The following is a 1,396-nucleotide window of genomic DNA, read 5'->3' on the forward strand; positions in this document are numbered from 1 at the left end:
CAACAGGGAGATAGCCGATTTCGTCAACGAAAAGCGGACTGTTGCGCGCAAGGAAGCGCACGCGCTGTGCCAGGTTGCCCTCCCGCTCGGCCTTGACCATCGACGCGACGATCTCGGCAAGCGTACCGAAGTAGACGCTCTGACCCGCACGCACGGCCTCGACGCCGAGGGCTATGCAGAGGTGCGATTTGCCGTTTCCAGGCGGACCGAGGAAGTGCACGGCCTGACCCGGTCGAGGCCTCTCCATCCGGTCACAGAGAATCTCGCGCGGCACGCCACCGAGATGCGCAAACGCTTCCACGTGACAGCGCAGTACCGTCTGCATATCCTGATGTTCGACGAACCGACCCCAAAGATACCGGCTGTGGCCCAGCACGATCGAGAACAGCCAGATTGAGCGCCGCTGGCCGGGCGTGTCGCGTCGAACTCAACGTTGAAATGGGCGAAGTCCACCTGCGCCTGCTGGACGGCCGGCGTCTCGAAACGCACTTCGAAGCCGCGTTGACGAGGTGGCCGTACCTCCCGAACCAGATCGCCCAATGCCGTGCGGCTGCCCGGATAGCCCATCGCCTTCATCTCCCGCAGCAAGCGCTCGACACTCAGTTCCGGGAAGGCATGCACCCGCTCGGTCACATAACTGACGAACGGATCGATCACACAAGGTCGCGGCGCACGCGGGACATAACGAGGCGCCTGAACGCCACCCCTGATGTACTTGCGTACGGTCTTGCGATCCATACCAAGTCGGGCGGCAATGGCCGGGACGCTCAGTCCCGGCCATTGCAGTTCCAAGATTCTCATCACATCTCCCAGATCAATCATCGAGGTCCCCGTTGGCATGAGCGAACGGAGCTATCGTCGGTGATCAGCCGATGAGGTGCGCGTGTTGATACGCGCATAAAACTGACCCACTTCCGCTAGAAATTTGCATCGAAAATTGACCCACATGTTCAACTGCCTGCTTGGACGCCAAGCAGGAGAACGGAGTGATAACCGTGAGCATGTTGGCCAAGATTCGGCGGATGCATTTCCGCGATGGCGTCCCGCTTCGGGACATTGCGAGGCAGACGGGGCTTTCGAGAAACACGATTCGACGATGGTTGCGCGAGCCCTCGGCGAGCGAGCCGAAATTCGCGAAACGCGTCAGCAACAGCGTCGTCGACCCGTGGTCGGAGCAACTGCGACTTTGGCTGGTCGCCGATTTGCGACGTACGAGACGGGAACGGCGCTCAGCGACGCAGATGTACGAGGATTTACGGGCGGCGGGCTACGACGGCAGCTACGACCGAGTGTGCGCCTTTGTACGCAACTGGAAGAAGGAGCGCGATGCGGGGGCGCAACGTGGCGCCTTTGTGCCACTCGCCTTCGAATATGGCGAAGCATTCCAGTTCGACTG

At 61.1% G+C, this 1,396-nt stretch carries 1 protein-coding gene and 1 pseudogene; one reads left to right on the plus strand and one right to left on the minus strand.

Annotated features, from left to right (window positions below):
- A pseudogene (gene istA / locus BCA01S_RS37805) lies at positions 1 to 822 on the minus strand (IS21 family transposase); the annotation flags it as partial.
- 173 nt (positions 823 to 995) lie between these two features.
- Between istA and BCA01S_RS36380 the strand changes: the two are divergent.
- Positions 996 to 1,396: helix-turn-helix domain-containing protein (locus BCA01S_RS36380; RefSeq protein WP_255218500.1), on the plus strand; the 401-nt coding region annotated here is incomplete at its 3' end.

The organism is Paraburkholderia caledonica NBRC 102488 (assembly GCF_000685095.1).
Taxonomy (GTDB): Bacteria; Pseudomonadota; Gammaproteobacteria; order Burkholderiales; family Burkholderiaceae; genus Paraburkholderia; species Paraburkholderia caledonica.